The sequence below is a fragment of the Sphingopyxis sp. CCNWLW2 genome (genome assembly GCF_037095755.1).
GTDB lineage: Bacteria > Pseudomonadota > Alphaproteobacteria > Sphingomonadales > Sphingomonadaceae > Sphingopyxis.
The window spans coordinates 674,879-699,257 of record NZ_JBAWKJ010000002.1; the positions used below are offsets into that span (position 1 = coordinate 674,879).

General features: G+C 63.2%; 22 protein-coding genes and 1 tRNA gene. 6 read left to right on the forward strand and 17 right to left on the reverse strand.

The features are described from left to right. Positions 1-8 precede the first annotated feature (8 nt). From V8J55_RS14365 to V8J55_RS14385, 5 genes are all read right to left on the reverse strand, one after another. Positions 9-5,783: a peroxidase family protein gene (locus tag V8J55_RS14365; RefSeq protein ID WP_336446291.1), complete on the reverse strand. Its 5,775-nt coding sequence runs from the start codon at positions 5,781-5,783 to the stop codon at positions 9-11. Positions 5,784-6,115: 332 nt separating this feature from the next. Continuing rightward, on the reverse strand, positions 6,116-6,904 hold the full coding sequence (locus V8J55_RS14370; protein ID WP_336446292.1) for a response regulator transcription factor: 789 nt from the start codon (positions 6,902-6,904) through the stop codon (positions 6,116-6,118). 128 nt (positions 6,905-7,032) lie between these two features. Beyond that, entirely contained in the window at positions 7,033-8,025 is a 993-nt protein-coding gene (locus V8J55_RS14375; protein ID WP_336446293.1) for a sensor histidine kinase, read from the reverse strand. Positions 8,026-8,077: 52 nt separating this feature from the next. Continuing rightward, positions 8,078-8,755: a response regulator transcription factor gene (locus V8J55_RS14380; RefSeq protein WP_336446294.1), complete on the reverse strand. Its 678-nt coding sequence runs from the start codon at positions 8,753-8,755 to the stop codon at positions 8,078-8,080. A gap of 291 nt (positions 8,756-9,046) precedes the next feature. Then, positions 9,047-9,139: transfer RNA gene (locus V8J55_RS14385), tRNA-Ser, on the reverse strand. Between the two features lie 243 nt (positions 9,140-9,382). On the opposite strand from V8J55_RS14385, the gene V8J55_RS14390 reads away from it, so the two are divergent. Both V8J55_RS14390 and V8J55_RS14395 read left to right on the forward strand, forming a co-directional pair. Further along, complete coding sequence (locus V8J55_RS14390; RefSeq protein WP_336446295.1) at positions 9,383-10,156, forward strand: DUF1134 domain-containing protein; 774 nt, start codon at positions 9,383-9,385, stop codon at positions 10,154-10,156. A gap of 233 nt (positions 10,157-10,389) precedes the next feature. Next, complete coding sequence (locus V8J55_RS14395; RefSeq protein ID WP_336446296.1) at positions 10,390-11,484, forward strand: GGDEF domain-containing protein; 1,095 nt, start codon at positions 10,390-10,392, stop codon at positions 11,482-11,484. A 19-nt stretch (positions 11,485-11,503) separates the two neighbouring features. Here the strand turns inward: V8J55_RS14395 and V8J55_RS14400 are convergent, their stop codons facing one another. From V8J55_RS14400 to petA, 4 genes are read right to left on the reverse strand one after another with little or no spacing between them, the layout of a single operon-like run. Next, on the reverse strand, positions 11,504-12,058 hold the full coding sequence (locus V8J55_RS14400; RefSeq protein WP_336446297.1) for an adenine phosphoribosyltransferase: 555 nt from the start codon (positions 12,056-12,058) through the stop codon (positions 11,504-11,506). A gap of 23 nt (positions 12,059-12,081) precedes the next feature. Continuing rightward, entirely contained in the window at positions 12,082-12,894 is an 813-nt protein-coding gene (locus V8J55_RS14405; protein WP_336446298.1) for a cytochrome c1, read from the reverse strand. A 31-nt stretch (positions 12,895-12,925) separates the two neighbouring features. Beyond that, complete coding sequence (locus tag V8J55_RS14410) at positions 12,926-14,212, reverse strand: cytochrome b (RefSeq protein ID WP_336446299.1); 1,287 nt, start codon at positions 14,210-14,212, stop codon at positions 12,926-12,928. A 13-nt stretch (positions 14,213-14,225) separates the two neighbouring features. Continuing rightward, the gene (gene petA / locus V8J55_RS14415; RefSeq protein WP_336446300.1) at positions 14,226-14,783 is read right to left on the reverse strand and encodes a ubiquinol-cytochrome c reductase iron-sulfur subunit; all 558 of its coding nucleotides are present in this window, start codon (positions 14,781-14,783) and stop codon (positions 14,226-14,228) included. A 221-nt stretch (positions 14,784-15,004) separates the two neighbouring features. Between petA and V8J55_RS14420 the strand changes: the two genes are divergently transcribed. Further along, positions 15,005-15,463 carry a tRNA (cytidine(34)-2'-O)-methyltransferase gene (locus V8J55_RS14420; RefSeq protein WP_336446301.1) on the forward strand — a complete coding sequence of 153 codons (459 nt, stop codon included), beginning with the start codon at positions 15,005-15,007 and terminating at the stop codon, positions 15,461-15,463. Continuing rightward, the gene (gene hemF / locus V8J55_RS14425; protein WP_056374349.1) at positions 15,460-16,320 is read left to right on the forward strand and encodes an oxygen-dependent coproporphyrinogen oxidase; all 861 of its coding nucleotides are present in this window, start codon (positions 15,460-15,462) and stop codon (positions 16,318-16,320) included. Before V8J55_RS14420 ends, hemF begins: the two co-directional genes overlap by 4 nt. A gap of 57 nt (positions 16,321-16,377) precedes the next feature. On the opposite strand, the gene V8J55_RS14430 is transcribed toward hemF, so the two are convergent. Together V8J55_RS14430 and V8J55_RS14435 are read right to left on the reverse strand one after the other, a co-directional pair. Beyond that, the gene (locus tag V8J55_RS14430; RefSeq protein ID WP_336446302.1) at positions 16,378-17,259 is read right to left on the reverse strand and encodes a hypothetical protein; all 882 of its coding nucleotides are present in this window, start codon (positions 17,257-17,259) and stop codon (positions 16,378-16,380) included. 109 nt (positions 17,260-17,368) lie between these two features. Further along, a complete protein-coding gene (locus V8J55_RS14435) occupies positions 17,369-18,115 on the reverse strand; it encodes a hypothetical protein (RefSeq protein ID WP_336446303.1) in 747 nt (248 codons plus the stop codon). 133 nt (positions 18,116-18,248) lie between these two features. On the opposite strand from V8J55_RS14435, the gene lipB reads away from it, so the two are divergent. After that, positions 18,249-18,902, forward strand: coding sequence for a lipoyl(octanoyl) transferase LipB (gene lipB, locus V8J55_RS14440; protein ID WP_336446304.1), 654 nt, complete (start codon positions 18,249-18,251; stop codon positions 18,900-18,902). 9 nt (positions 18,903-18,911) lie between these two features. Further along, entirely contained in the window at positions 18,912-19,256 is a 345-nt protein-coding gene (locus V8J55_RS14445) for a hypothetical protein (RefSeq protein ID WP_336446305.1), read from the forward strand. 2 nt (positions 19,257-19,258) lie between these two features. On the opposite strand, the gene queE is transcribed toward V8J55_RS14445, so the two are convergent. The 6 genes from queE to V8J55_RS14475 all read right to left on the reverse strand — a co-directional run bounded on the left by queE (position 19,259) and on the right by V8J55_RS14475 (position 24,341). Next, on the reverse strand, positions 19,259-19,891 hold the full coding sequence (queE, locus tag V8J55_RS14450) for a 7-carboxy-7-deazaguanine synthase (RefSeq protein ID WP_336446306.1): 633 nt from the start codon (positions 19,889-19,891) through the stop codon (positions 19,259-19,261). Positions 19,892-19,895: 4 nt separating this feature from the next. Continuing rightward, entirely contained in the window at positions 19,896-20,579 is a 684-nt protein-coding gene (queC, locus tag V8J55_RS14455; protein WP_336446307.1) for a 7-cyano-7-deazaguanine synthase QueC, read from the reverse strand. Positions 20,580-20,752: 173 nt separating this feature from the next. Further along, on the reverse strand, positions 20,753-21,157 hold the full coding sequence (locus V8J55_RS14460) for a hypothetical protein (RefSeq protein WP_336446308.1): 405 nt from the start codon (positions 21,155-21,157) through the stop codon (positions 20,753-20,755). A gap of 139 nt (positions 21,158-21,296) precedes the next feature. Further along, positions 21,297-22,220: an Hsp33 family molecular chaperone HslO gene (gene hslO, locus V8J55_RS14465; RefSeq protein WP_336446309.1), complete on the reverse strand. Its 924-nt coding sequence runs from the start codon at positions 22,218-22,220 to the stop codon at positions 21,297-21,299. 10 nt (positions 22,221-22,230) lie between these two features. Continuing rightward, the gene (gene argF / locus V8J55_RS14470; RefSeq protein ID WP_336446884.1) at positions 22,231-23,157 is read right to left on the reverse strand and encodes an ornithine carbamoyltransferase; all 927 of its coding nucleotides are present in this window, start codon (positions 23,155-23,157) and stop codon (positions 22,231-22,233) included. Further along, positions 23,154-24,341: an aspartate aminotransferase family protein gene (locus tag V8J55_RS14475; RefSeq protein ID WP_336446310.1), complete on the reverse strand. Its 1,188-nt coding sequence runs from the start codon at positions 24,339-24,341 to the stop codon at positions 23,154-23,156. The genes argF and V8J55_RS14475 overlap by 4 nt, the downstream gene beginning before the upstream one ends. Positions 24,342-24,379 lie beyond the last annotated feature (38 nt).

A 24,379-nucleotide genomic window follows, 5' to 3' on the forward strand; every position in this document is an offset into this window, starting at 1 on the left:
CGAGCTGGTCAAGCAAACGGATAGTCGCCGTCGACATACATCCGAGCGAAGCGCCCGTTTCCGTCCACCCAGTCGTCGATCAGTGCCCGGATCATCTGGAAGGGGTTGTCCTGCTGATGGGCAGAACCGCCGCCGTGGCCATTTCCGGAACTGCCGGAATTGATCACATCTTGCGGCCGCGTATCGCCGATAACCTGATCGCCACCGCCGCCGGTGTTGAATACCAGCCGATGCTCGGAGGTGAGTCCGGATATATCGACCGTGTCGGCGCCCCGGCCACCGTTGACGGTGATCGTGTTGAAGTTGAGGCTGGTCGGGTTGAAATCGCCGATGACGAGGATCGTGTCGCCACCGTTCCCTCCTGTGCCACCCGGCGGGACGCCTCCGGGCGACGACACATTCAGGGCGTTGACGTTGATCTCCTCGATATTGTCGAGTTCGGCCACAATCTGCGCGTTCCCGGTGCCGTTGCGCGTAACGACGATTTCCGTGTTGGCATTCAGTCCGGTCATGCCCGCGGCTTCAGCTGCGGCCCGGGCATAGATGCGGAAGGTTTCCGCACCAGCCACACCGTTGAGCACGAATGTATCCGTGCCGGCGCCGCCATCGACCAGATCCCTGCCACCGGTGGCTCCGGTCTGCGTTACGGTATCGGTCCCGTCGCCGCCATTGACGATGTCGTTGCCGGCGCCGCCATTGATCGTGTCGTTGCCCGCAAATCCGAACACCGCCTGCGACCCCCCGGCACCACCGGCGCCGTTGAGGTTGTTGTTATTGCCAGCGGTTCCGGTGACAACGTCATAGTCGACGCCATTGAAGCGCAGCGTTTCGACATTGCTCACCGTATCGACGCCCTCGGCGCCGGTGTTGTCGGTGACGACAAGCGAGGTTCCGGTGGTCGTGACGGTATAGTTTCCGACCGCTCCGACGAACACCGCGACGTCGTCGCCGCCATTGCCGTCGATGCTGTCATTCCCCGCGCCGCCAGTCAGCGTGTCATTCGCTGCCCCACCGGTCATCGTGTCGTTACCAAGACCACCGGTAACGGTGTCGTTACCGCCGCCGCCGTTCAGCACATCGTTGCCCTGACCGCCGGAGATGGTGTCGTTGCCGGCATCGCCATTCAGCTGGTCGTTACCGTCGTTGCCCGACATCGTATCATTGCCGCCGCCGCCATCGCCGATATCGTCACCGGCGGTGCCGATCAGATTGTTGTTCGCGCCATTGCCGTCCCAGTTGACCCCGGTCGGTCCGGTCGCGGCGGATATGACCTGTTCGGCCGTACCACCGCCATCGGTGAAGCTCACCGCGACGCGCAGCCGAAGCCCCGCCTGGTCGCCGAACACGAGGCCGGCATTGTCGTCGGGCGTGAAGGTCGCAGCGGTGGCCCCGGCGATATTCGCCCAGGTCACACCATCAGCCGACTGCTGCCACTGGTAACTGAACGCCCCCAGCCCGTTCGGATCGGCGATCGCCGCGGTGTTCACCGTCAGCAACTGGCCTTCGGTCGGCGTCAGGTCGCTGATGACGGGCTGCCCTGTCGCCGGCTGATTCACCGCGATCTCAACATCCGAGAACCGCATGCGTTCGATGTTGCGCAAATTGTCGGTGCCGTCGAGCTGCGTGCCGCGCGCGTGCGCCACGCTGATCGTGCCATTGGCATTATAGGTGATGTCATAATTGGCCCGAAGGTCGGAGAACACGGCGATGTCCGTATCGCCCGCCGTGGTGTCGGTCAGGATTTCGCGGACGATAACCAACTGACCAGGATTGAATGTCCGGTTGAACATCCGCGTCACCAGTTCGCTCATGCTATCGGCGGTCGCGATTTCCGCGCCGGTGCCGCCATCGGGGCCGACATTCTGGCGAACGCTGATCCGCACATTCAGCCATTTGTCGCCATCGATGATGTCGTCGCCGGCGTTGCCCCGGATAAGGTCGCTGCCGTCGCCGCCGAGGATGATGTCGCCGGCATTATACGAGGTGACACCTGCGCCGACCACGGCCTGGAGCCCGGCGATGCGGGCGATGCCCGCGGCGTCGAGGTTGCTTCCCCGATAGCCTTCCGATCCGCTGATCGTCGGATCGGGATCGAAGGGCGCGCGTTCTGCCGCGGTGACGTTGGAACCCGATAGGATATCGTTGAACCGCGACCCCGACAGCCCTTCGACGCTTTCATACGCATCTTGCGTCGCATTTGCCGGCGGCGTCGGATTCTCGTCGAACACGATCCCGCGCGTCAGGTCGGCGTCGGTGCCGGCGTTGTTATTCTTATAAATCGCCCAGTCCCAACCCGACATGCCCGCCATCTTGGCGCGGCCGGGGCTGCCGACCATGATGTCATCGCCGCCTTCGGCGATAAACTCGTCGAAGCCGCCGAGCCCGAAGAACACATCATGGCCCACGACACCATCCTGCGCGAAAATTTCGTCGAAATTGTCGCCGGGCGCGCCGTCGAAGGTGCCATGTTCGATCCAGTCGTCACCCTCGTTACCGAGGATGCGTTCGGCGGTGATGTTGCCAAGGATGAAGTCATTGCCTTCACCGGCGAACACCTCCGTTCCGGCGTCGGTGCCAAGCACGATGAAGTCCTGGCCTCTTCCGCCCATCACCAGATCGAGTCCGGGACCGGTGTTGACTACATCATGCCCGTCCTCGAGCTTGATGTTGTCGTCGCCGCCGATGTCGCGGACCACGTCGTCGCCCGCACCGGCGTTGAAGATGTCATTGCCGGCGCCGCCTTCCATCGTATCGTTACCGCCGTCGCCAAACAGCGTGTCGTCACCCTCGCTTGCAATGAGGATGTCGGCGCCTTCGGTGCCACCGAGAACGACGTGCTCATCGCCGGTATAGCGAAGATAGTTGTTGTCGGGACCCACGGTGCTGGGATTGTTGCGCACCACCAGCGGCGTCAGGATGCCACCACCCGCCGGATCTGTGCTTTCGAGCACACCGTCGCCGTTCAGATCGTTGAACTGTTTGGTGATATCGACCTCGAGGATCAGACCTGGGGTGGAGAAGACGTCCGAAGGCAGATGCGTGGCGTTGGTATGCCGCATGATCATGCTGGCAAAGGAATTGCCTTCCAACTCGCCAAACAGGTGCATGCCATCGAGGCGTTGCAGATAATAGAAGCGGTCAGCATTCTGCAGCTGTTCCATCTGCACTTCGAAGACGAAGTTGAAGGTCGAGCCAAGCATGCCGCCAAAGGGCAGGATCTTTTCGGCGAGGCCGCCGATCCACAGGTCGACATTGTCGAGCCCGGTGGTCGTGACCCCGTTTGGCAGGCTGGTCCATGCCCCTTCGCCATTGAGGAAGTCGAGCGCATCGGGCGCATCGGCCGCCAGAATCACGCGATCGTCCAACGGATCGTCGGGATCACCCAGCACCACCTGATCGGTGCCGAAGATGATCGCCATCGCCGCGGCGCGCTTGCCCTCTACCGTCGTTTCGCCGGTGATCAGCGAATGCGTGCCATAAGCCGCGACGAAGTTGATGATCGACGCCTCATTCTTGAGATTGCCGGCGAAATCGACCCAGCTCTCATAGGGTTTCAGCCGCGCGTCATTGTTCGTCACCTCATAGAATTCGCGGCGCGCGGCGTTCAACGAGGGAACGCCGGTGTCGCGGCCGCGGGCAAGGTTGATCGTCGCGAGATCGAGCGGCAGGCCGAGCAGATTGTTGCGCAGCGCGCTGGTGACGAATTCGTCGATCTCGTTGCCGACCTGACGCGTCATGCCGCGGATGATGTCGCCCGCAGCCAAGCCGTCGGCGATGGCGCCGTTAACCCCGTTGAACGCTATGGGGTTCAGGAAGCCGTCGATCAGGCTGATGTCGTCGGGCGTGAAGGTCGGGCCGAACCGCGAGATATCTTCGGTCAGCATCGAGTGGCCAAAACGATAGACGACGTGCGCGAATTCGGCGACGATGTCCGGATTGATCGTGGTGTCGAACCCGTCGGGCACGATGAAGAAGTCGACCTGCGGCTGGACCTTGCGCGCGAATTCCTCGAACACGAGGTGCTGATACTGCATCTCGGTGCCGAATTTCGCGGCCTGGAACAAGCGTTCGCCGTCCCATACCAGCGCGTCGATCTGTGCCGGCGTGGTCGGCAGCGCCGCGACGTCGTCGGCCAGCCATTCGTTGAGGAATGCGAGATCCCCAGTGGCCAGGACGACCTCCTTGGTGTGCTCGACCAGGCGGTTATGCTCGGCATGGAAGACATGGTGGACCGCGGTCAGGCCGATATTCTCGTTCACCCGGCCATCGCCCGCCATGAAATGCGCGTCGAGCAATTCATCATCATACACCAGCGGGTTGTTGCCCGGGTTCTGCAGGCCGATCGTGATGTCACCGTCTTCGATGCCGTTCGGCACCGCGGTGTGGGCGATGTCGGCGAGGAAAGCGCTGTTGGTGCGAATCGCGGTGGCAAGACCCACCGGCGCCAACGGCGTACCCGAAATCACGACATCATCGGCCGTGTTCGGAATTCCGTCGCCGCCGATACCCGTGATCACCTGCGCATAGCCTGCAGCGTTAGGGATGAAATTGCCGTAGGCGTCGGTCCGCAGCAAGGGCACCTTGCCGACGTCCTGATCGGTGAGCAGGATGCCGAGCATCAGCGCCTGTTCCTTGACCTCGCCCCACGTCGCCATGCCGCCGGGGGAGCCGCCGGCACCCTCGATCAGCTTGCCGGTCGCGACCGGATGGCCCGCCGCATTCACTTCATATTGGCGCAGGAACACCTGATGCGAGGCATGCGAAGCATAGGTCTGGTTCTGATCGACGTAAGATGTCGTCGTGTTGACCGGCCGCACATCGTCGGCGGTTCCCATGATGCCGTCGGTGCCCGCCGAAACCGTGGCGCGGGTCAGCACCATGAAGTTGGTGTGGCTGCCCGGGACATAGAGCGGATCATCGGGCTGGAGCGGAATGAAGACGGTGCCGCTGCCACCCTTATTTACCAGATCAAGACCATGATCGAAGAATTGACCGAACAGGGTGAACCACGAGTTGAACGAGGCCGACAGGCCGACATCGGGCGAAACGTTAGGAAGATGGACATTGTCGCCGTCCATCGCGAGACCATAGGGCACAAGCGCGGCGTCGCGAACGACGCGCGCGGCCTCCAGATCGGCGACGGTCAGGTCGTGCGCGGCGGTCGCGGCGGCCAACGCATCCAGCGCCGCCTGTTCCTCGGCACTCGGCGGCGTAAGGGGGTCGCCATCGTCCAGCTCATTGGCTGCGACCCGTGCGTTCTCCTTGACCACGCGCGCCTGATATTCCGCGTCGGAGGCCGGTTTGAAGGTCTGATAGATCGCCGTAATCGCCGCCAGATCAGTCAGTGGATCAGCACTACCCGCCCGGTCCAGCCCCTCTAGGATCGCGGCGGGATTGCCCAGCGTCTGATCGACGAGCAGGTTGGAGATTGTCCGCAGGCTGCTGTCGAAGACGAGCGAGTCAGGATCGTTCGACGGATTATAATTTGCCTGCGTCGGCATCGCCGGGGCCGGTCCAGGCCCGTCGGGGTCGAATAGCGTGCCGTCGGCCGGCCGGTAAACCGGATCGAGCAACGACGGGAACTGGACGTCCGCCGCACCCCATTTTTCCTGGCCGGGAAGCAGGTGGTTGTTGCTGCCGTCGACCGTACGCAATCCGAAGGAAAGATTATACGCGGGGATAAGTCCGCCCGGGCCGTAAAGCGGCTGACCGGCGGCATGGGCTTCGGCAATCTTGATCTGGGCCAAAATGAAGTCGAGATCGCTGCGGATATACGTAACCATGCTTACCTCCCTGCAGTAAACCCGCGCGCGCCGCACACCAGTCGGCTCGATTTTCGACTCACAGTACGCGGTCGATCTGCGGATTTTGTGGTTGCAAGCTAAGTCTTAACGAGCGCCGTCGTCGAGTTGGACTGGTGACCTATTACATTCCCGCCGTTCTATATTCACGCGCTCTAATACGGTGTCACAATCTATATAGTCCTTTTCATATAGGTGACGATCGCGCAAGGCGCAGTCCAACGGACCCTTGGCAGGCGGGCAAGGCAAAAGAGGGAAGCGAGCTGGTTTGGGGCGACCGCGAAGATGGTCGGCGAATGGCGATGAAACTCCGCTCAGCGCCGGTACGAGATTTGGGAAACCCCGCTGAAATTGCGCTGCAACATCGGCCTTCCGCGCTTCTCTTCGAGAAGGCCAGGCAGATATGTCTCGTCCGCGCTGTCGTTGAACGCCCGCGCCTGCATCACGGCGACCGCGCTGACCCGGTTGTGGACACCGAGCATACGAAATGCCGCGGCGATGTGAACCTTCACGGTTCCCTCGGCGATGCACAGGAGCCGCGCAATTTCCTTGTTCGAGCGTCCGGCGGCGAGGAGGTTGAGAACCTCGAATTGACGCCCGGTCAGCGCCGTCTCGTACGCACCGCCATCGTCGTCGACGATGCTCGCCTTCCGGGCGTTCAGATCGGAAAGGAACGGCGGCACATATATCTGCCCCGCCAGCACCTTTCTTAATGCGTCTGCCATCTCGTGGACCGGAAAATCCTTTGGAATAAAGCCGTGGACGCCCGCGCCGAGCGCGTCGAGCACCATCTCGCGGTCCCGCGACGCGGCCACGACGACGACACGCACCTCTGGATATTTAACGCGCAGATCGCGCAAGCCTTCGCGCTTGTGCATTCCCGGCAAGCCGAGATCTATCGTCACAAGATCGATCGATCGCCGCGACGCCATTCGGGCGATGACGGAGGGAAAGTCCCAAGCTTCGATCAGATTGGATAGGCCGAGATTTCGCGCGAAAAGTGTAGTCAGTCCTTCGCGGCAAAGCGGATGGCTATCCGCGACCAAAATCTCACCTGCTTCATTCGCCACGGATTTGTCCCCCACGGGTACTTGCCTAGGCACGCGCCGACAAACATACGCCCGCTCGACCCCTTCCCGCCGCCGCGACCCGTGCGAGAAGGCACTCTTTTTGTTATGAAACGAATCGGTCCCGTTAAGACTATGCGCCTAAGCTGACGCCAACCTGACGGTTAACTTAGCTGACGATCGGATTGGTCAGCAATTTGGTAGGCGCCTTGAAATAACAAGCCAATTTCTTTTCGGTCAGGATTTGTAATCAGCCTGGCATGGTGGATTTCGGCAATTCGCGCCACGATCGCGAGGCCCAGGCCCGCCCCGCCGGCGTTCGCATGATCGGCGCGAGCGAACCGCTGGCTGAGCGCCGCAAGGTCCGCAGACGACAAGCCAGCCCCCTCATCCCTGACACATATGCGGGCATCCGGCCCGACCGCGATCACGACCGTTCCGCCCTCGGGGGTCACGCGCAGCGCATTTTCCACCAGGTTCGACACCGCCGCCGCGAGCGTTTCCCTGATTCCCGAAACGATGGGCTCGCCCTCGACCGCCAGCGCGACATGCCTGCCCTGCTCGGCCGCCAGCGGTGCAAAGCGGTTGGTCACATCCATCGCAACGTCCGGCAGGGAAACGATATCGTGAGAGACAGGGCGCGCCACATGGGCCTCCACCTGCGCCATCATCATGATCTGACCGACGAGCCGCTTCATCGCGGCAACGTCCTTCTTGAGCCGGAGAGCGTCGGGCGAACCCAGTCGGTCCAGTTCGATCATCAGGATCGCCAGCGGCGTCCGCAGTTCGTGGGCGACATTGGCGGCAAAGGCCTCGCGCTGCTCCGCGACGTCGTCGAGGCGCGCCAGCAGATCGTTCAGTGCGCGCGCGAAGGGCTGTGTTTCGAGGGGAAATTCCTCAAGATTGACACGGAAGCCGCGGTCGGTGCCCACCACCGAATCCGTGTGGGCAGCCGCCGTGCTCAGCGGGGCGAGCGATGTCCGAATGACCCATCGGACCGCGAAAAACATCGGCACCATAAGCAGGAGGAGCGGCAGGACGACATGTTCCGCGATTTCGAGCCATTCGCCGCGCCAGCCATCTGCCGACGACTTTTGCTCGAGCATCACCTCGACATCGAAACTGACGAAAATGATCAACGCAAGACCGCCGAACACGCCGGTCCATGCAAGGCCGCGCGTCAGCCGGCGCGATACGGAATGCGGCGCTTTAATCCCCGTAGTCCCGAAGCAGATAGCCCATTCCGCGGACGGTCACGAGCCGGTCGGGATGATCGGCATCGCTCAGCTTATGGCGAAGCCGGGACACAATGGCCTCGACCGCATTGGGCGTCACGGGTTCGTCGAACCGGTACAGCGCTTCCTCGATGGTCGACCGGCGCACGACGGCTCCAGCCCGGCGGATCAGCAGTTCCAGCAAATCGGCTTCGCGGCGGGTCAGTTCGATGGCGTTGTCGCCGCTCCGCGCCGTCCGCGCCGCCACGTCGAACGCCAGCTTCCCGGCCCTGATGATCGGCAGGCTGCGCGTTCCCGGCCGGCGCAGGAGCGCGCGAAGGCGGGCGGCGAGCTCCTCGATTTCTACAGGTTTGACGAGATAGTCGTCCGCCCCGCCATCAAGCCCGGCGATCCGATCCCCCATCCCGTCGCGCGCGGTCAAGATCAGGACAGGCGGCAGGGGATGACCCGGCCGTTCGCGGCGCAACCACTCGAGCCCATCACCATCCGGCAGCCCCAGGTCCAGAATCACCGCATCATATGTCACGCTGGCAAGAGCGACCTCGGCTTCGTCGATATTCCCGACGCCATCCCCGCTGAATCCATGCTGAGCCAGGCCATGCGAAACGAGCCCCGCCAGACGATCGTTGTCCTCTATGATCAGGACGCGCATGTCGCACCAATTGGCAGCGGAGCCCCCCACGGTCATCGCCAGGCACGAACCCTTAAAACCACCCCGCGCGTTAAGGGAAACTGTCTGCCGGGCGGGCTGAGTATGAACTCATTATTCACGAAATCAAGAAGGCCGGGATTCGCATCCTCAGCGCAGTTGGCAAGAACCCTGCCGATCAAACTGCAATTACCCCCGACCTTCCTCAAGCCGGAATTGTCCGATGACCGGAACTAACCGCGACCAAGTTGGCACGGAGGCCCTTATCCAGTCGGGTTGAAACTAGGGAAATAGTGGCGGAGACGGAGGGATTCGAACCCTCGGTACCGGATTTACCAGTACGACGGTTTAGCAAACCGTTGGTTTCAGCCACTCACCCACGTCTCCGCATGGCCTGTCGCGCTAACGACAGTCTGGCCTAGGCGGGTCGCTATAGCCATGCACTTCGCACCCCGCAACGGCAAAGATTGTGCAATTTTGGTGTCGAAGCAGGCATTTCGTCGCCCGGATGATTCGGCCTGGCGTAAATTCGACTCAAGTCATCGCCGGTTCATTGCTCGAGCGCGAAAGCGAGTCATGATTAACGCAGAATATGGCGCGTGTGCGCCGCTCGATCTTTGGGGGTCCAATATGCGCAAAACGATTACCAGCCTTGCCTTGGCAGCAATGGCATCGCTCGGCCTCGCGCTGACGCCGCTTCCCGCAGCCGCGCAGATGCGCGAAGTCGATCCCAACAGCACCGCAATCGATTCCGATCTCAACAATCCTGCACCGCCGCCGGTATCGAGCGATTCGACGGTCGGCACGTCGTACGATAGCGACCTTGCAACGGGCGACCAGCAGACCAGCGAGACACCGCCCATGGACGGCACCGCGGCCAGCGCCGACGTCTCGGCGACCACGATCGCGGCGACGCCCGGGTCAACCTATAAGAAGGACGATCTGATCGGAGCTGCCGAAGGGGTGTTCGGTAAGGGCGCGCAAGGGCTTGCGGGGCTGATAGAGGACATATTGAAGAAGCAGGGCGAGCCCAACGCCTATATTGTCGGGCGCGAGGCCGGCGGCGCGCTGGTGCTCGGCGTGCGTTACGGCTCAGGGACGCTGCATCACAAGATCGAGGGCGAACTGCCCGCTTATTGGACCGGCCCGTCGATCGGGTTCGACGCCGGCGCCAATGCGGGCAATACCTTTGTCCTCGTCTATAATCTGTTCGACAGCGAGGACCTCTACAAGCGCTTCCCCGCGGGCGAAGGCGCCGCCTATCTGGTCGGCGGCTTCAACGCGAGCTATATGCGCCGCGGCGACGTCGTCCTGATCCCGATCCGCGTCGGGGTCGGCGCGCGGCTTGGCGTGAACGCCGGCTATATGAAGTTCCGCAAGAAACAGAACTGGGTGCCCTTCTAAACCTCGGCATTGCCACGGGGGCGACGGGCCCGCGCTCTCGGGCGCGGGCTTTTTCTTTGCCTCGAACCTAGGCCGCCGTTACCGAACCTTAACCTTATGAGCGCACGATCCACGTTATGAGACGATCGGATTCCCCCGCACCGATCCAGCCCCCTTCGCGCTTGCACATTTTCCCAAGCCCGGCGGCTCTTCCACTCCCCGTGTATCGCGATTTCGTCGCCATGCTATTCAGCATGTGGGTCCCGATATTCGGACTCGGAATCGTTTTTGTCGGGATATGCCTCCTGGTCGGCCGGGAGCTCGACAACCCCTTCCTTCTCGCCCTCGCCGGGCTGGGCGCCGTCACCACCTTTGTTCGCCTGGCCACAATCCGCGCCTGGTTTCGCGCGGGGCCCGTCGGCGATTTCGTTGCCCTAAGGCGCTGGGAACGTCGCTATGCGATCGGCAATTATGCGTCGGCGATCCTTCTCGCGCTGCTCAACGTCATCGCCATATCGTCGCATTATCCGCTGCTGCACCTCATCACGGTCAGCCTGGTCTTCAGCTTTGGCGCGGGCATCGTTTCGCGGACATCGGTTCGGCCGAAAATCTGCGTCACCAGCCTTTTGATCGCGACCATACCCACGATCGTGGCCCTCGCGCTTCACGCTTTCGACGCGCATCCCATTCCGCTGCACGGCGAGCTGTTCCTGATCGAGGCATTCATCGTCGCGATGATCACCGGGCTCAGCCTCCAGACCGTGGTCCATCTCTATCGGTCGGCGGTCGAGCATCACACCGCGCGGCACGACATGGCGAAGTTGGCCCGAACCGACGCGCTCACCGGCCTTTCGAACCGCCTGCTGCTGCGCGAGCAGTTCCAGTTTCACACCGCGACGGCGCTGCGCGCGAAAAACCAGGTCGCGCTCCATTTCCTCGACCTCGACGGTTTCAAGGCGATCAACGACCGCTACGGCCATCCCGCCGGCGATGCGCTGCTCGAACAGGTCGCGCGCCGTCTGGAAGGGATGGTGCGCAGCGAAGACGTCGTGTCGCGCCTCGGCGGCGATGAATTCATCGTGCTGCAGGTCGGAGTAGGCGACGACAGCGAGGCCGAACTGCTCGCCCGCCGGATCATCCGAGAGATAAGCAAGCCCTATCTGGTCGACGATATTTCGATGTCGATATCGGTCAGCGTCGGGATTGCAACGGCGCCCAAGCTGGGGGTCGAGCTGGAACGGCTTCTGGCATGCGCCGATGCCGCGCTCTACCGCGCCAAGGCGGGCGGGAAAGCGCGTGCGCTCTTCTGTGTCGAAGCCGATGCGGCGATGGCCGACATGGCGGCCTGAATACCCTAGGGTCGGAACCCTAATCGCCGTCGAAGGCGATCAATGTTTCGCAGGCCAGCCCCGCCGTTTCGAGCCGCTGCGATCCGCCGAGATCGGGCAGGTCGATCACGAATAGCGCGGCCGCGACCTCGGCCCCGACACTCCGCATCAGCGCGGCGGTGGCGAGGATCGTCCCGCCGGTCGCGAGGAGGTCGTCGACAAGGACGACGCGGTGGCCCGGCAGCACCGCACCTTCGTGCAGCTCTAGGCGATCGACGCCATATTCGAGTTCATAGTCGACGCCGATGGTGACGCCGGGCAGCTTACCTGCCTTGCGCACGGGAACGACGCCGAGGCCCATCGCGGTCGCCATCGCGGCGCCGAACAGAAAGCCGCGCGCCTCGACCGCGACGATGAAGTCGGGACGGTGAACGGCGGCGAGCGCGCTCAGCCGGCGCGCGCTTTCGGCAAAACCGGCGGCATCGCCGATCAGCGTCGTGATATCGCGAAACTGGATGCCCGGCTTGGGAAAGTCCGGGATGGTGCGGACGAGCGACGCGAGGTCGAGGTCCGGTTGGGGCGGGAGGGCGATCATGTTGGCCGCCCTCCGCTATGCCCTCAATGCTTCTTGTCGGCCCAGATGTTCCGGTACGACAGGTACGTCAGCACGGTGAAGATCAGCAGGAAAAAGAAGACTGCATAACCCACCTGGATGCGCTTGATCAGCTTCGGTTCGGCGGTCCACACGAGGAACGCGGTGACGTCCTTCGACATCTGGTCGACCGTCGCCTTGGTGCCGTCGGCATAGGTGACCTGATTGGGCGCCAGCGGCGGGGCCATCGCGAGGTTGAGGTTCGCGAAATAGGGGTTGTAGTGCAGCCCCGTGCCCGGCTTCAGTTCCGCGGGAAGATTCTTCGGCGGATTCTGGAAGCCCGTCAGCAGCGAATAGATATAATCCTTGCCGCCTTCGCGGGCCTTGGTGATCAGCGAGAGATCGGGCGGCAGCGCGTTGTTGTTGGCAGCACGCGCGGCGACTTCATTCGCATAGGGCGACGGGAAATAATCCGACGGCAGGCCATCGCGCGTTGCCGGCTCACCCGTGTCGGGGTTGACCGACGGAACCTGAAAACCCTTGGCGAAGGTCTTGATCTGGCCTTCGGTGTAGCCAAGGTCCGCAATGTCGCGGAAGGCAACGAGGTTCAGGCTGTGACAAGCCGAGCAGACTTCCTTGTACACCTGCATCCCGCGCTGCAGCTGGGCCTTGTCCCAATGCGGCAGGACGATGCCATCGCTGGCCAGCTTCAGATGCCGGGGATGCTTGTGAAACTCGTGCGCGACATTCGGTTCATTGGACCAGGGCGTCGTGAAGATCGCGAGCACCAGCGCGGCAATGAAACCGAGACCGACGAGAAAACCGAGCGGACGAACCATAGCTGTATCAGCTCCTATTAGAGTCCGGCGCTCAGGCCGTTGCCGAAGCCGACGAGGTGTCGGTGGCGTGTTTGGCGAGGACCGCTTCGGTAATCGAATTCGGCATCGGAAGCGGGCGTTCGATCCGCGACACGATCGGCAGAATCACCAGGAAGTGGGCGAAATAGTAGATCGCGCCGATCTGGCTGGCGAACACCCACGGCTGCTCCGCCGGCTGCATGCCGCACCAGCCGAGAAGCAGCACGTCGAGGACCAGGATCCAGAAGAAGACCCGGTACAGCGGGCGATAGTTCGACGACTTGATCGGCGAGCTGTCGAGCCAGGGCAGGAAGAACAGCAGCGCGATCGAAGCGAACATCGCAATGACACCCCACAGCTTCGCGTCGATCCACAGGAAGTTGAAGGTGAAGGCCTTCAGGATCGCGTAGAAAGGCAGGAAGTACCATTCGGGAACGATATGCGCGGGGGTCGAAAGCGAGTTCGCCGGGATATAGTTGTCGGCGTGGCCGAGCGTGTTCGGGCTAAAGAAAGTCAGCGCGACAAAGATCAGCAAGAAGACGCCGACGCCGAAGCCGTCCTTCGCGGTGTAATAGGGGTGGAACGGGACGGTGTCCTGTTCGTCCTTCACCTCGATACCCGTCGGGTTCGACGAGCCCGGGATGTGCAGCGCCCAGATGTGCAGGATGATGACACCCAGGATCACGAACGGCAGCAGATAGTGCAGCGAGAAGAAGCGGTTGAGCGTGGCGTTGTCGGGGACGAAGCCGCCGAGCAGCCATTCGCGCACCGGTTCGCCGACGATCGGTATGGCCGAGAAGAAGCCGGTGATCACCTGCGCGCCCCAGAAGCTCATCTGGCCCCACGGAAGCACATAGCCCATGAAGGCGGTCGCCATCATCAGGAGGAAGATCACGACGCCGAGCAGCCACACCATTTCGCGCGGCGCCTTGTACGAACCGTAATAGAGGCCGCGGAAGATGTGCAAATAGACGACGATGAAGAACATGCTCGCGCCGTTCATATGCGCGTAGCGGATGAACCAGCCGGCGTTCACGTCGCGCATGATATGCTCGACCGAATTGAACGCGACGCTCGCGTTCGCGGCATAGTGCATCGCCAGAACGATACCGGTGATGATCTGGATCATCAGCGCGGCGCCGGCGAGGACGCCGAAGTTCCAGAAATAGTTGAGGTTGCGCGGCACCGGATAGCCGGGACCCGTGGCATTATAGACGAGGCGCGGAATCGGCAGCTTCTCGTCCATCCACTTCATCAGCGGATGCGTCGGTTCGTAGGGTTTGGCCCAGGGAAAGCTCATCTTATCTCGCTCCTCAGCCGATCGTCACGACGGTGTCGCTGTTGAATTCATAGGGCGGCACAACCAGATTCTTGGGTGCCGGGCCCTTACGGATGCGCGCCGCGGTGTCGTAGTGCGAACCGTGGCACGGGCAGAAATAACCGCCGAAATCGCCCTTGTTCTCACCCTCCGCAGCACCGAGCGGCACGCAGCCGAGATGGGTGCAGACGCCCAAGGTGATCAGCCAGTTTTCCTTGCCGGGCTTGGTACGCTGGTCGATCGTTTCGGGATCGCGGAGGTCGCCCATCGGGACAGCCTTGGCTTCGGCGATTTCCTTGGCAACGAGGTTGCGGACGAACACAGGCTGCTTGCGCCAGCTGGTCTTGATCGCCTGGCCGGGCTGGATCGCCGAAATATCGATTTCGGTCGTCGACAGCGCGAGCACGTCGGCCGACGGGTTCATCTGGTTGAGCAGCGGCAGCACCACGGCGACCGCACCGACACCAGCGAAACTCACCGCCGCAATATTGATGAAATCCCGGCGGCGTACGCCATCCTCGATACCGGCGTTGAGTTCAGATTCACTGGCCATTCGACTGCCCTTGCATGGGTGAACTAACAAAGTTCTCGAAGTTATAGCCGCCCTGTTGCACGCGCACGAAAGCGCACAACCCGGCGGCCCCTCCGGGAATTGCGGGCCTGATAGCCGCACTGTCCGGGCTTGCCAACAGGCAATTTCCGCATAACGCACTGTACCAAGCGACGGCCGCCAAGCCTCTCGATTCCCGGCGCCTTCGCCTTTATGGGGGCACCATGGAAATCGCCCTGTTTCAGCCGGACATCGCCGGTAATGTCGGCACCATATTGCGCACCGCCGCCTGCTTCGGCGCGCCCGCGCATATCATCGAGCCGTGCGGATTCCCGTTTGGCGACGCCGCGCTGAAGCGCGCGGGAATGGATTATGCGGTGCGCGCCAATGTGCGCCGGCACGCCGATTGGAATGACTTCACGCACTGGCGCGCCGAGACGGCTCGGAGGCTCGTACTGTTGACCACCGCGGGGGCGACGCCCCTGCCCGCCTTTACGTTCGAGCCCGGCGACCTGCTATTGCTCGGCGCCGAATCCTCGGGCGTGCCGCCTTATGTCCATGATGCGGCCACGGCACGGGTCGCAATTCCGATGCGCGAGGGCTTTCGCTCCTTGAATGTCGCGGTCGCGGCTGGCATCGCGCTCGCCGAAGCGCTCAGGCAAACGAAAGGCTTTCCGGCATGATCTCGCTCGACCCGCAGCAACAGACGGCACGTAACTGGTTCGAATCGCTCCGCGACCGAATCTGTGCCGAATTCGAGAAGATCGAGGCCGAGGCGGGTAGCGACGCCCGCTTTGCCTATACACCGTGGGACCGCGAGGCCGAGGGGCTGGCGCCGGGCGAAGGCGGCGGCGGCGTGCGCGGCGTGATGACCGGCAAAGTGTTCGAAAAGGTCGGCGTCAACGTCTCGACTGTTGCCGGCGAGTTCGCCCCCGACTTTGCCGGGTCGATCCATGGCGCCGGCGAAGACCCGAGCTTCTTCGCGACCGGAATCAGCCTTGTCGCGCATATGGCGAACCCGCACGTTCCCGCGGTGCATATGAACACGCGCTTCCTCGCGACGACGAAGCGCTGGTTCGGCGGCGGCGCCGACCTCAATCCGCCGATCCCCTATCAGGAAGATACCGATGCCTTCCACGCGCGGCTGCGCGCCGCCTGCGCGCCCTTTGGCCCCGACGTTTATGAACGCTATGCGAAATGGGCCGAGGATTATTTCTATATCCCGCATCGCGGCGTCCATCGCGGCGTCGGCGGGATTTTCTACGACCATCTCGAATGCGGCGACGACGCCGAGTTCGACCGCAATTTCCAGCTGACGCAGGCGGTCGGCGAAGCGTTCCTCGACATCTTCCCGCAGATCGTGCGGCGCCGGATGGGCCTGCCCTTCACCGAGGCCGAGCGCGAGGAACAGCTGATCTGGCGCGGGCGCTACGCCGAATTCAACCTCGTCTATGACCGCGGGACGCTGTTCGGGCTCAAGACCGGCGGCAATATCGACGCGATCCTGATGAGCCTGCCGCCGCTCGCCAAATGGAACTGACATAGAAAAGGGCGCCCCGTCGCCGGAGGCGCCCTTTCTATTTTTCGTTGGCGTCGATCAGGCGAAAACATCCCCCGACGCGCGCGGTGCGAGAGCGCGATAAACGCCGACCGGCATCGAGAAGGTAATCATGATGACCGGCAGGTACACGACCGCGGCCATGACGATCATCGTCAGGATCGCGCCCACCGCCGAACCGCCGAGAATCGCGCCCAGAACGCCGCCGAAGATCATGCCCGCGATCATTGCATAGATGAATATGCCGATCGTGAAGAGCAGATAGAAGCCGACGATCGTCCACTGCGACGGCCCCGTCAGCCGCCACGATTCACCGAGGCCCGTCACCGGATTGCGCGTCAGCTGATTGGCCATGACAGGACCGGCAACCAGGAAGCGCCCCTGCACCCACAGTAGGAAAACGATCATCGCGACGTAGAGGATAATTATCAGGAAGATCGCGCCGCCGCCGATCGCGCCCGCTCCGCCCGATTCCAGCATCCCCGGGGAAAAAGCCCCCATGCCGCCAAGCGCCGCGCCGAAAATCAGCGTCAGGACGAACATGACGATGAAGATGACGATATAGGCGGCGATCATCACCACCAACATGCCAAAGGCCAGCGCCGGCCCGGCCTGAAACGCCCAAGCGAAATTCGGCGCCTCTCCGGGGTGCATGCCGCCCCGCCAGATGAGCATCGAAACGCCGTAAAAAATCACCGCCGCGATCAGCGCGAAAAGAGCAATCTTGCCAAAAGCACCCATCACGAGCGACGGGTCGTTGGGCGCCAGCGCCATTGCCGAGAAAGTCGATCCAAGGAGCAAATAACCGAGCAGACCGACGACGAGCAGCGCCCCGCCCATCCAGATCAGCATCTGCATCCAATTCGCCTTGAGAAACGCGAAGGTTTCCGAGAAGGCTGCTCCGATACTCATTTTCGTCATGTCACTTCCCCCTGTTTTTAAACCAGACTCTCACTCCATCCAAGGCGGGCAAAAGCCTGACCGGCTTCGCCCATTTGCGACACATCATTGTTATTGGCGGTGACCCGCATCACTGAAACACGTCGGACGAAGTCCGCAGCGCGAGCTGGCGATAGGCAGCCGCCGAAACGGCAATCGACGCCAGGCTGCCGACGGCGCTGAAGACTGCCTCGACGAAGCCGCCCAGCATCCGCCCGAATCCCGGGTCGCTGCCCGCGATGACCGAGACGACGCCGCCGATGATCAACGCCGCGATCACGATCACCAGCGCAACGAGGAAAAGGAAAAAGAAGATCGCCCAGCCATTGCCTCGCGTCAGGTCCCAGCTCGTCCGGATCGCCTCGAAGGGGTTGTAGAGGCTGCGGTCGGCCACGGCGGGGGTGACGAGCGCGAGGCGCCCGAGCAAATAGAGGCCGGGGACGAGCAACAGGATGAAGCCGAGGCCGATCACGATGCCGCACAATATCTGGATCGCAAGCATCGTCGGAAAGAGCGTGAGTGCGAAGGTCAGCGCCTCGCCGACACTAGTCCCGGTCCGCGACAGCCAGAGCCGCAGGATTCCCGCCGTGCCGATGAGCGCTGAGAGCGCGATAGCCAGCTGTCCCGGGATCATCTGGCGAAAGCTTTCGCGAAACGTCTCCATGACCTGATTGAAATCGGCGCCCGCCGCGGGCTCGATCGGCACCGGGCCGAACCATGCGACCGCAAGCGCCGGCAGGAACAGGAAAACGCCGGCGATCGTGCCGACCAGCGCCGTGTGCGACTTCAGAAGTTGCAGCGTGTCGTCCCACGCGGCGCCCATGTCGAATTTTACCATTGATACCCCGTCATTTTTTCGATTTCCCAGTTGCGGCGAAGGTGACGATCTTCGGCGCTCCTGTCCAGCCCTGTCGGCAAGCGCAACGGAGGGTCTTGCGCGAGGCGCCGCGGCGCGCCAGATAGCCCGCGTAATGCCCCCTCCTTCCCCGCCCGAATGGACCATCAGCCCCGGCCTGACCGATTATGATGCGGCGCTTGCCGACATGGAGACGCGCGCCGCTGCGATCCATGCCGGCGAGGCGGGCGAGCGCATCTGGCTGATCGAGCATCCGCCGCTTTATACCGCGGGGACGAGCGCCGATCCCGCCGAGCTGCTCAATCCGCAATTTCCGGTTTATGATGCCGGGCGCGGCGGCCGCTATACCTATCACGGCCCGGGCCAGCGCGTCGGCTATGTTCAGCTCGATCTGACGAAACGCGGGCGCGACGTGCGCGCCTATGTCTCCGCGCTCGAAGGCTGGGTGATCGACGCGCTCGCATTGCTCGGCGTCGAGGCGCGGCGTGCCGAGGGGCGCATCGGCATCTGGACCGACGACGCCGACGGCCGCGAGGCCAAGATCGGGGCGATCGGGGTGCGCGTGAAGCGCTGGGTGACGATGCACGGCTTTTCGCTCAACGTCGCGCCCGATCTGGCGCATTTCGGCGGCATCGTGCCGTGCGGCATCGCCGAATTTCCGGTGACGAGCCTCGCGGCGCTCGGCCGGGCCGCATCCTTTGCCGACGTCGATGCGGCACTCGTGCAAACGCTGCCTGCCTTTCTCGACAAGCTTTCGCCGAAAGACTAGGAACGCCGCATGACCCGCACTCTTCTCGCATCGCTCTCCCTGCTCGCACTCGCTGCCTGTGGCGGCGGCGACACCGCCGGCAAGTCGACGACCAAGCTCGACGCAGTCGAGGTTCAGCCGGGATCGGTGAGCGATTCGATGATCATCCTCGACGATGCGGTCAGCGACGGCACCGCGGTCGACAACAGCGTTCCCGACGATGGCACCAAGAAGGATGCGGCGAAGACCGACGAAGCGGATACTGCGGATGAGGCTGCGCCCGAAAGCGAAGCCGACGACAATCCCGAAGCGGTCGACATGCCGGTCGCGAAGAAGGCGATCACCGCCGATTCCTCCGCGAAAAAGACCGAATAGCCCTAGCGCAATCCCAGATTTTTGTGCGTCTGCAACGACAGGCGCCAGCGCGGATCGTCCATCACCAGATCGATGCACGCCTGCACATTGGCGGCGGTGTGCGGATCGTCGAGCGGCTGGACGAGCAGATGCTCGAAATCGAGCGTCGCGAGCCGCGCGATATCGCTGCCCGGTTGCGGCCAGACGAGTTTCAGCTCGTCACCGCTCGTTTGCACCAGTTCGCTCCCCGCCTTCGGGCTGACGCAAATCCAGTCAATGCTGCGCGGGACCGGAAAGGTGCCGTTGCTTTCGATCGCGATCGTGAAGCCGCGTTCGTGCAGCGCGTCGATCAGCGGGGCGTCGACCTGCAACATCGGCTCGCCGCCGGTGAGCACGACATAGCGGTCGTCGCGGCCCCGCCCCCAGCTTTCGGCGATGACTTCGGCCAGCGCGTCCGCCGTTTTATATTTTCCGCCCAAGGTCCCGTCGGTGCCGACGAAATCGGTGTCGCAGAACTGGCAGACCGCCTTGGCACGATCCTTCTCGCGCCCCGTCCACAAATTGCAGCCGGAAAAGCGGCAGAAGACGGCACGGCGTCCTGCCTGTGCGCCCTCACCCTGCAGCGTGAGGAAAATCTCTTTGACGGCGTAGGTCATCGGCTCAGGCGTAGCGCGTCGGGTCGGCGAGCCCCGCGTCGGCGAAGCCCTTGGACCGCAAACGGCAACTGTCGCACGACCCGCAATGCAGTCCCTCGGGCGTCGGGTCGTAGCACGACCAGCTCATCCCCGCGTCCATGCCGAGCCGCGCCGCCTCGGCAGCGATATCGGCCTTGGTCATATGCTGGAGCGGCGCGTGGATATGGAAGTCGACGCCCTTGTCGCCGTCGCGCGTCGCGAGCGCAGCAAGCTTTTCGAACCCCTGGATGAATTCGGGGCGGCAGTCGGGATAGCCCGAATAATCGAGCGCATTGACGCCGATGACAATGTCCTGGGCTTGGCGCGCTTCGGCGAGGCCGAGCGTCAGCGACAGGAAGATGAGGTTGCGCGCCGGGACATAGGTGATCGGGACATCGTCGCTAACACCATCCTTCGGCACGTCGATATCGGCGGTCAGCGCCGAGCCGCCGAACCGGCGAAGGTCGAGCGGTAGCACGATATGTTCGGCCGCGCCGACATAGTTCGCGATGCGTGTCGCCGATTCCAATTCGACGCGGTGGCGCTGATTATAATCGATCGTGAGCGCGACGATCCGCGCGCCCGCTTCGCGCGCGAGGCCCGCGCAGACCATCGAGTCCAGGCCGCCCGACAGGAGGACGATCACCGTTTTTCCGGAAACTTTCTGCATCGGCGCCAGATAGGCCCGCGCCGCGGGGCGCGCAAGTGCTGCGCCGCATCAAAGAAAATGGGCCGCGAGGCAATTGCCGCACGGCCCAGTTCGGCATGACAGCCGTTAGGGAGAAGGGCATATGAAGAAGCCCTCCACCTCGTTTAACGCAGCATGGTTAATATTTCGTTCGCTCAGCAGCCGCCGGTGCGGCGCGCCTCGATCGCCTGCGAAAACGGCCTGCCCTCGGCAATGCCCTGCGTGTCGATCTGGACGAGCCGGTTCGTTTCGCTGCGGATGCTCGTGCGGCCATGCCCTGCACCGGGGCAGGTATAATGGACGGTCACCGAATTCGGCGTGTCTTCGATGACATAGCGCGAACAGGTCGAGCGTGGATGCTGGATCTGGATCATCCGCCGCGCGTCGCCGACGCAAATCGTCTGCAACACGGCATCCTTGCCGCGTTCGCGAAGCTGCCAGCTGCCTTTTTCGAGGCGATCGAGCATCGCCAGCGAAGGCGCCTGCGCCGGAACCGTGCTTGCCGCGGCGCAGCCGAGCGCGATGAGAGACATTCGCAATGTGGGAGAGAAGATCGCCATTCCACCTATCCATTGGCCGCCCGCGAGCGAGCGAATATGCGACCCTGTTCCCGTTCAGTTAGCAAGCCAGGGATGCGTTTTCAACCACTTGGCGCTGGACAGCCTCGCCTCGTCGCCGAAATTTGTGGGAATTCCGTCACTATTCCGCGCGATTGTGCGTCGAGATTTCATCGAGCGGGATCGGAAAGAAGCGCGAACAAAAGGCGCAGTCGACAACGATCCGGCCATTTTCATCGGCCATGTCGGCACGCTCGACCTCCGGAAACTGCGCGAGCACTCCGGCGAAATAGCCGGTGCTGCACCGGCAGCCACGCGACACCCCGATGCCCGGCTCGACGCGCACCTCATCCTCGTGGAACAGCCGCCAGGCGAGCGTCTCGAGCGACGTCGCCGGATCGGTGAGTTCCTCGTCCTTCAGCGTCGCCGCGATGGTCTTGGCATGCTCCCATTCGGCATTGTCGTGGCGCACGTGCAACCGGTCGCGGCCGACTTCGCCCTCGGGCAGATGCTGCAAGAGCAATCCGCCGGCGAGGCAGCCCGCCTCGGGATCGTGGCGCGCGGCGAGCTTGATGAGGCTCGGGATCTGCTCGGACTGCTCGAAATAATGCTCGGCCGCCTCGCCGATCGACGCGCCCTCGAGCGGCACGATGCCCTGATAGCGCTCAGCGGTCGTCGCCTGATCGAAGGTGATCGCAAGGAAGCCCTCGCCGAACAGCGCGAACAAGGTCGGGTCAGCCCCGACCTCGGCGAGCCGCTCGGCATCGAATTTGAGGTAGCCACGCAGTTCGCCGCCGCGATAGTCGCAGACGAGCAGCTCAATGGGGCCGCCGCCGGTCTGCGCCTGCAGCGTCATCTGGCCATTCTCGTCCTTCAGCGTCGAACCGAGCAGCACGGTCAGCACCAGCGCCTCCGCGAGCAGCTTTTCGGCCACCGGCGGATAATTATGCGCGCCCATGATCGTCTGGAGCGTCGGCCCGAGCCGCACCAGCCGCCCGCGCACATGACGTTCGGCGATGGTGAACAGCAGGGGCTGGTCGAACCAGGTTTCGATGATTTCACTCACGTCTTCGAACTCACAATTTTCCGAGCGCCCACAGCAGGATCGACTTCTGCGCATGGACGCGATTTTCGGCTTCGTCCCAGACGCGCGACTGCGGGCCGTCGATCACCGCATCGACAACCTCGTCGCCGCGATGCGCGGGAAGGCAATGAAGGAAGATCGCGTCGCCCTTGGCGCCCGTCATCAGCCGTTCGTCGACCTGATAAGGCGCCATTGCCGCGATCTTGTTGTGCGCATGATCCTGCCCCATCGACACCCAGGTGTCGGTGACGACCAGATCGGCGCCCGCAACGGCTTCGCGCGCGTCGCGCACGATGTCGATACGCGAGCCCTTGGCGCGCGCGGCTTCGACAAAGTCCGGATCGGGATCATAGCCCTGCGGAACGCCGGCGCGGACGTGGAAACCGAACAGCCCCGCTGCCTCGATCAGCGAGGAGAGGACATTGTTGCCATCGCCAAGCCATGCGAGTTCGAGCCCCGGCAACGCCTTGCCGCTCTCGACGACCGTCAGCAGATCGGCAACGATCTGGCACGGATGCGACAGGTCGGTCAGGCCGTTGATCACCGGCACGCTCGCATATTCGGCAAGCTCTTCGACTTTCGCATGGTCGTCGGTGCGGATCATAATCGCGTCGGCGTAGCGCGACAGTACGCGCGCGGTGTCGGCGATCGTCTCGCCGCGCCCAAGCTGAGTCACGCCCGCGTCCATGATCATCGGCGTGCCGCCAAGCTGGCGGATCGCGATGTCGAACGAGGCGCGCGTGCGCGTCGAATTCTTCTCGAACACCATCGCGAGCACATGGTCTGCGAGCGGCGCATCGGCGTCGACCTTGCCCTTTGGCCAGCCGGCGCGCGCCGCCTTGCGATCGATCGCATCGGCGAGCATCGCGGCGACCGCGTCCCCGCCCGCGTCGGACAGGTTCAGGAAATGCCGCATCAGCCTTCGGGCGGCGTGTAGCTCGCCGCGCCCGCTGACAATTTTTCGATGAATTCGGCAATGTGGCTGTCGTCGATGTTGAGCGGCGGCAGCACGCGCACAACATTCTCGCCCGCCGCGACCGTCAGCAACCCGTGATTGTCGCGCAGATGCGCGACGAACGCGCGGCTGTCCGAATTGAGCTTGAGCCCGAGCATCAGGCCGACACCGCGGACGCTGTCGAACAGCTGGTCATGGTTGGGGATGAGCTGTTCAAGCGCGCCGCGTAGACGCTCGCCGGTCGCCTTTACCTGGTCGAGGAAGCCGTCTTCGAGCACGACGTCGAGCACCGCCTGGCCCGCGGCGCAAGCGAGCGGGTTGCCGCCATAGGTCGAACCGTGGGTGCCGATCACCATACCGCGCGCGGCTTTCTCGGTCGCGAGACACGCGCCCATCGGGAAGCCGCCGCCGATGCCCTTGGCGCTCGCCATGATGTCGGGCGTGACGCCGAAATGCTCATAGGCATAGAGGTGGCCGGTCCGCGCGACGCCGCACTGGACTTCGTCGAACACGAGCATCAGGTCGCGCTTGTCGCAAATGTCGCGCAGCGCCTGCAGGAAAGGCTGCGACGCGGGGCGGATGCCGCCCTCGCCCTGGATCGGCTCGACGAGGAAGCCCGCGGTGTTGTCGTCGACAAGGTCGAGCGCGGCGTTGATGTCGTCGAACGGCGCATAGGCGAAGCCGGGCAGCAGCGGGTCGAAACCCTTGCGCAGCTTTTCCTGATTGGTCGCCGAGATCGTGCCGAGCGTGCGGCCGTGGAAGGCGTTGTTGAATGTGATCAGCGTATGTTTTTCGGCATTGCCCGCGCTCGAATGATAGGCGCGCGCGGTCTTGATCGAACATTCGACCGCTTCAGCGCCCGAGTTGGTGAGGAAGACCGTGTCGGCAAAGGTGTTCTCGACGAGGCGCGCCGCATAGGCTTCGCCCTGCGGGCTGCCGTAGAGATTCGACACGTGCATCAGCGTCGCGGCCTGATCCTGGATCGCCTTCGTCAGATGCGGGTGGCCATGGCCGAGCAGGTTGACCGCGATGCCGCTCGCGAAGTCGAGATAGCGCTCGCCTCGCTCGCCGATCAGATAGGCGCCCTCGCCGCGAACCGGACGTACACCGCAGCGGGGGTATACGGGCATCAGCGGCGTGATCGTCATGGCAGGCACCTTTCAGTCAAAAAGTAAAAGGCGACCCT

Excerpts from the sequence above, each read along its gene's own strand:
- queE (WP_336446306.1), bottom strand. The coding sequence starts at position 19,891 with ATGACCTACGCCGTCAAAGAGATTTTCCTCACGCTGCAGGGTGAGGGC.
- V8J55_RS14405 (WP_336446298.1), bottom strand. The coding sequence starts at position 12,894 with ATGGTTCGTCCGCTCGGTTTTCTCGTCGGTCTCGGTTTCATTGCCGCG.
- V8J55_RS14420 (WP_336446301.1), top strand. The coding sequence starts at position 15,005 with ATGGAAATCGCCCTGTTTCAGCCGGACATCGCCGGTAATGTCGGCACC.
- V8J55_RS14460 (WP_336446308.1), bottom strand. The coding sequence starts at position 21,157 with ATGGCGATCTTCTCTCCCACATTGCGAATGTCTCTCATCGCGCTCGGC.
- V8J55_RS14475 (WP_336446310.1), bottom strand. The coding sequence starts at position 24,341 with ATGACGATCACGCCGCTGATGCCCGTATACCCCCGCTGCGGTGTACGT.
- V8J55_RS14430 (WP_336446302.1), bottom strand. The coding sequence starts at position 17,259 with ATGACGAAAATGAGTATCGGAGCAGCCTTCTCGGAAACCTTCGCGTTT.
- V8J55_RS14380 (WP_336446294.1), bottom strand. The coding sequence starts at position 8,755 with ATGCGCGTCCTGATCATAGAGGACAACGATCGTCTGGCGGGGCTCGTT.
- V8J55_RS14435 (WP_336446303.1), bottom strand. The coding sequence starts at position 18,115 with ATGGTAAAATTCGACATGGGCGCCGCGTGGGACGACACGCTGCAACTT.
- V8J55_RS14390 (WP_336446295.1), top strand. The coding sequence starts at position 9,383 with ATGCGCAAAACGATTACCAGCCTTGCCTTGGCAGCAATGGCATCGCTC.
- V8J55_RS14400 (WP_336446297.1), bottom strand. The coding sequence starts at position 12,058 with ATGATCGCCCTCCCGCCCCAACCGGACCTCGACCTCGCGTCGCTCGTC.
- V8J55_RS14410 (WP_336446299.1), bottom strand. The coding sequence starts at position 14,212 with ATGAGCTTTCCCTGGGCCAAACCCTACGAACCGACGCATCCGCTGATG.
- petA (WP_336446300.1), bottom strand. The coding sequence starts at position 14,783 with ATGGCCAGTGAATCTGAACTCAACGCCGGTATCGAGGATGGCGTACGC.
- queC (WP_336446307.1), bottom strand. The coding sequence starts at position 20,579 with ATGCAGAAAGTTTCCGGAAAAACGGTGATCGTCCTCCTGTCGGGCGGC.
- hemF (WP_056374349.1), top strand. The coding sequence starts at position 15,460 with ATGATCTCGCTCGACCCGCAGCAACAGACGGCACGTAACTGGTTCGAA.
- V8J55_RS14445 (WP_336446305.1), top strand. The coding sequence starts at position 18,912 with ATGACCCGCACTCTTCTCGCATCGCTCTCCCTGCTCGCACTCGCTGCC.
- V8J55_RS14395 (WP_336446296.1), top strand. The coding sequence starts at position 10,390 with ATGTGGGTCCCGATATTCGGACTCGGAATCGTTTTTGTCGGGATATGC.
- V8J55_RS14365 (WP_336446291.1), bottom strand. The coding sequence starts at position 5,783 with ATGGTTACGTATATCCGCAGCGATCTCGACTTCATTTTGGCCCAGATC.
- lipB (WP_336446304.1), top strand. The coding sequence starts at position 18,249 with ATGCCCCCTCCTTCCCCGCCCGAATGGACCATCAGCCCCGGCCTGACC.